The 5,703-nt window shown below is 57.2% G+C and carries 3 rRNA genes; all 3 read right to left on the bottom strand.

Features of this window, described 5'->3' with window-relative positions:
• Window position 1: 1 nt before the first annotated feature.
• Window positions 2-118, bottom strand: a 5S ribosomal RNA gene (rrf, locus tag E0497_RS20150).
• 132 nt (window positions 119-250) lie between these two features.
• Window positions 251-3,385 (bottom strand): 23S ribosomal RNA (locus tag E0497_RS20145).
• Window positions 3,386-3,723: 338 nt separating this feature from the next.
• Window positions 3,724-5,240 (bottom strand): 16S ribosomal RNA (locus E0497_RS20140).
• The 16S, 23S and 5S rRNA genes sit together here, the layout of an rRNA operon.
• Window positions 5,241-5,703 lie beyond the last annotated feature (463 nt).

Here is a 5,703-nt window from a genome sequence, read left to right as displayed (position 1 = left end):
TGTTCGGCGGTGTCCTACTCTCCCACACCCTGTCGAGTGCAGTACCATCGGCGCTGGAGGGCTTAGCTTCCGGGTTCGGAATGGGACCGGGCGTTTCCCCTCCGCTATGGCCGCCGTAACTCTATGAAACTGTCACACCATCCCCCTGCCCGAACCAACCGCCGGCCCCCGAGGGGACACCGCTGCTGGTGTGGGTGGATGGATATCTGTGTGTTGTCTCAGATACCGCACAGTGGACGCGTAGCTTCTTCGTGGTAAGTCCTCGGCCTATTAGTACCAGTCACCTCCATCCGTTACCGGACTTCCAGTTCTGGCCTATCAACCCGGTGGTCTGCCGGGGGCCTTACCCCCTCGAGGGGGTGAGAAACCTCATCTTGGAACAGGCTTCCCGCTTAGATGCTTTCAGCGGTTATCCCTTCCGAACGTAGCTAACCAGCAGTGCCCTTGGCAGGACAACTGGCACACCAGAGGTTCGTCCGTCCCGGTCCTCTCGTACTAGGGACAGCCTTCCTCAAGTTTCTAACGCGCGCGGCGGATAGAGACCGAACTGTCTCACGACGTTCTAAACCCAGCTCGCGTGCCGCTTTAATGGGCGAACAGCCCAACCCTTGGGACCTACTCCAGCCCCAGGATGCGACGAGCCGACATCGAGGTGCCAAACCATCCCGTCGATATGGACTCTTGGGGAAGATCAGCCTGTTATCCCCGGGGTACCTTTTATCCGTTGAGCGACACCGCTTCCACTTGCCGGTGCCGGATCACTAGTCCCGACTTTCGTCCCTGCTCGACCTGTCAGTCTCACAGTCAAGCTCCCTTGTGCACTTGCACTCGACACCTGATTGCCAACCAGGCTGAGGGAACCTTTGGGCGCCTCCGTTACATTTTGGGAGGCAACCGCCCCAGTTAAACTACCCACCAGGCACTGTCCCTGAACCAGATCATGGTCCGAGGTTAGATGTCCAATACGATCAGAGTGGTATTTCAACAACGACTCCACACACACTGGCGTGCATGCTTCACAGTCTCCCACCTATCCTACACAAACCGAACCGAACACCAATACCAAGCTATAGTGAAGGTCCCGGGGTCTTTTCGTCCTGCCGCGCGTAACGAGCATCTTTACTCGTAATGCAATTTCGCCGAGTCTGTGGTTGAGACAGCAGAGAAGTCGTTACGCCATTCGTGCAGGTCGGAACTTACCCGACAAGGAATTTCGCTACCTTAGGATGGTTATAGTTACCACCGCCGTTTACTGGGGCTTAAATTCTCAGCTTCGCCGCCGAAGCAGCTAACCGGTCCTCTTAACCTTCCAGCACCGGGCAGGCGTCAGTCCGTATACATCGTCTTACGACTTCGCACGGACCTGTGTTTTTAGTAAACAGTCGCTTCTCTCTGGTCTCTGCGGCCCCACCCAGCTCACGGAGTAAATCCGGTCACCAGACGAGGCCCCCCTTCTCCCGAAGTTACGGGGGCATTTTGCCGAGTTCCTTAACCACAGTTCTCTCGATCGCCTTAGTATTCTCTACCTGACCACCTGTGTCGGTTTGGGGTACGGGCCGTGTGAAAGCTCGCTAGAGGCTTTTCTCGGCAGCATAGGATCACTGAATTCGCCTCAATCGGCTACGCATCACGTCTCAGGCTGTGTGTGACCCGGATTTGCCTAGGTCACGCCCTACACGCTTACACCAGTATTACCACTGACTGGCTCAGCTACCTTCCTGCGTCACCCCATCGCTTGGCTACTACCAGATCGGTTCACGCGCATCCACCACCCACGATCCCGAAGGATCACGGCCGGCTTCAGGGCGCTTAGCATCACTGATTCACCAGGGGCGCGTTCACACGGGTACGGGAATATCAACCCGTTGTCCATCGACTACGCCTGTCGGCCTCGCCTTAGGTCCCGACTCACCCTGGGCGGATTAACCTGGCCCAGGAACCCTTGGTCATTCGGCGGACGAGTTTCTCACTCGTCTTTCGCTACTCATGCCTGCATTCTCACTCGTGCAGCCTCCACAACTAGGTCACCCCGCTGCTTCCATGGCTACACGACGCTCCCCTACCCATCCACACCACTGCACACGCCCCCGTAGGAACGCATGGGTGTTATGTGAATGCCGCGGCTTCGGCGGTGTACTTGAGCCCCGCTACATTGTCGGCGCAGGATCACTTGACCAGTGAGCTATTACGCACTCTTTCAAGGGTGGCTGCTTCTAAGCCAACCTCCTGGTTGTCTTCGCGACCCCACATCCTTTTCCACTTAGTACACGCTTAGGGGCCTTAGCCGGCGATCTGGGCTGTTTCCCTCTCGACTACGAAGCTTATCCCCCGCAGTCTCACTGCCGCGCTCTCACACTCTGGCATTCGGAGTTTGGCTGACGTCAGTAACCTTGTGGGGCCCATCGGCCATCCAGTAGCTCTACCTCCAGAGTGAAACACGCGACGCTGCACCTAAATGCATTTCGGGGAGAACCAGCTATCACGGAGTTTGATTGGCCTTTCACCCCTACCCACAACTCATCCCCTCAGTTTTCAACCTAAGTGGGTTCGGGCCTCCACGACGTCTTACCGTCGCTTCACCCTGGCCATGGGTAGATCACTCCGCTTCGGGTCTAGAACATGCCACTGACTCGCCCTATTCGGACTCGCTTTCGCTACGGCTCCCCCACACGGGTTAACCTCGCGACATGCCGCTAACTCGCAGGCTCATTCTTCAAAAGGCACGCCATCACCAGCCACGAACCAAATCGTGCACCAGCTCTGACGGATTGTAAGCGCACGGTTTCAGGTACTATTTCACTCCCCTCCCGGGGTACTTTTCACCTTTCCCTCACGGTACTAGTCCGCTATCGGTCACCAGGTAGTATTCAGGCTTATCGGGTGGTCCCGACAGATTCACAGCAGATTTCACGGGCCCGCTGCTACTCGGGAGACCGTCACGACAGTCATCATGTTTTCGTCTACGGGACTCTCACCCTCTACGACAGGCCGTTCCAGACCACTTCGACTAACACGATGATTTCTTACTGTCGGCCGATTCGGCAGAATCGACAAGACGGATCCCACAACCCCACGAATGCAACGCCTGCCGGCTATCACACACCCATGGTTTAGCCTCATCCGCTTTCGCTCGCCACTACTCACGGAATCACATGTTGTTTTCTCTTCCTGTGGGTACTGAGATGTTTCACTTCCCCACGTTCCCTCCACACGCCCTATATATTCAGGCGCGGGTAACCACACATCACTGTGGCTGGGTTTCCCCATTCGGACACCCTCGGATCACAGCTCGGTTGACAGCTCCCCGAGGCTTATCGCAGCCTCCTACGTCCTTCATCGGCTCCTGGTGCCAAGGCATCCACCGTACGCTCTTCATTACTTACAACAAAGATGCTCGCGTCCACTGTGCAGTTCTCAAACAACACACCACCGAGGAGACCGTGTGCAGACACCCGACCAGAACTTCCGAAGAAACCCTGCGGTATGACCTGCGATCCCTCAATGATCGTTCCTTCCTTCGAGAAAATCACTCACGTGTTCTCTCAGGACCCAACAGTGCGCCGATATATCGTCCACCAGCCGGCCGTGTGACCCGCTGATCCGTGGACGAGGTTGTCAGTGTTCCACCCATGAGCCACCGCCGTGAAACATGTGTTCACGAAACGGCCTCTGCCAACCGGCCGGCCACCTGTGTGACCGATCGCGCTGGAGAATGCTCCTTAGAAAGGAGGTGATCCAGCCGCACCTTCCGGTACGGCTACCTTGTTACGACTTCGTCCCAATCGCCGATCCCACCTTCGACGGCTCCCTCCACAAGGGTTAGGCCACCGGCTTCGGGTGTTACCGACTTTCATGACGTGACGGGCGGTGTGTACAAGGCCCGGGAACGTATTCACCGCAGCGTTGCTGATCTGCGATTACTAGCGACTCCGACTTCACGGGGTCGAGTTGCAGACCCCGATCCGAACTGAGACCGGCTTTAAGGGATTCGCTCCACCTCACGGTATCGCAGCCCTCTGTACCGGCCATTGTAGCATGTGTGAAGCCCTGGACATAAGGGGCATGATGACTTGACGTCGTCCCCACCTTCCTCCGAGTTGACCCCGGCAGTCTCCTGCGAGTCCCCACCATTACGTGCTGGCAACACAGGACAAGGGTTGCGCTCGTTGCGGGACTTAACCCAACATCTCACGACACGAGCTGACGACAGCCATGCACCACCTGTACACCGACCACAAGGGGGGCCGTATCTCTACGGCTTTCCGGTGTATGTCAAACCCAGGTAAGGTTCTTCGCGTTGCATCGAATTAATCCACATGCTCCGCCGCTTGTGCGGGCCCCCGTCAATTCCTTTGAGTTTTAGCCTTGCGGCCGTACTCCCCAGGCGGGGCGCTTAATGCGTTAGCTACGGCACGGATCCCGTGGAAGGAAACCCACACCTAGCGCCCACCGTTTACGGCGTGGACTACCAGGGTATCTAATCCTGTTCGCTACCCACGCTTTCGCTCCTCAGCGTCAGTTACTGCCCAGAGACCCGCCTTCGCCACCGGTGTTCCTCCTGATATCTGCGCATTTCACCGCTACACCAGGAATTCCAGTCTCCCCTGCAGTACTCAAGTCTGCCCGTATCGCCCGCAAGCTTGGGGTTGAGCCCCAAGTTTTCACGGACGACGCGACAAACCGCCTACGAGCTCTTTACGCCCAGTAATTCCGGACAACGCTCGCACCCTACGTATTACCGCGGCTGCTGGCACGTAGTTGGCCGGTGCTTCTTCTGCAGGTACCGTCACTCTCGCTTCGTCCCTGCTGAAAGAGGTTTACAACCCGAAGGCCGTCATCCCTCACGCGGCGTCGCTGCATCAGGCTTTCGCCCATTGTGCAATATTCCCCACTGCTGCCTCCCGTAGGAGTCTGGGCCGTGTCTCAGTCCCAGTGTGGCCGGTCGCCCTCTCAGGCCGGCTACCCGTCGTCGCCTTGGTAGGCCATTACCCCACCAACAAGCTGATAGGCCGCGGGCCCATCCTGCACCAGTAAACCTTTCCAACCCCCACCATGCAGTGGAGGCTCGTATCCGGTATTAGACCCAGTTTCCCAGGCTTATCCCAGAGTGCAGGGCAGATCACCCACGTGTTACTCACCCGTTCGCCGCTCGTGTACCCCGAAGGGCCTTACCGCTCGACTTGCATGTGTTAAGCACGCCGCCAGCGTTCGTCCTGAGCCAGGATCAAACTCTCCGTTGAAGACTCAAGATTGGCCGGCAAGCCGGCAATCAGTCATAGACATCGAGTCAAATCACTAGCAAAATAAACTCAAACTAGCTGTTTCGTCGACCCTCCCAGACGGAAGAATGGAAGAATCGACATACCCACCCCATCGAAAAGACGGAGTGGAGTACCAAAATTGGCACTGACATTCATCGACACACTGTTGAGTTCTCAAAGAACACGCGCACACCATCACCAGAAACACTCGAGTTTCTCGTTCCGGGGCAACCGTTCCAGCTTATCCGATCCAGCATCCGAGTGCAAACCCGGCTACCGGAGCAGGCCCTCCGAAGCGGCTCCACCACCCTAGCAGGCGGTGAACACCAGTCAAACTCGGAGACCGTCAGGCGCTCCCCGTACAACCTCGTTTTCCCTCGCTGACCTGTGAAGATCGCGTCCGGGTCGGTGTCCGTGTCGCTCTGACCTGGAATAAGTTACG

This window comes from Prescottella subtropica (assembly GCF_005434945.1).
Classification (GTDB): domain Bacteria; phylum Actinomycetota; class Actinomycetes; order Mycobacteriales; family Mycobacteriaceae; genus Prescottella; species Prescottella subtropica.
This window is presented reverse-complemented; position numbering and strand designations above follow the sequence as displayed.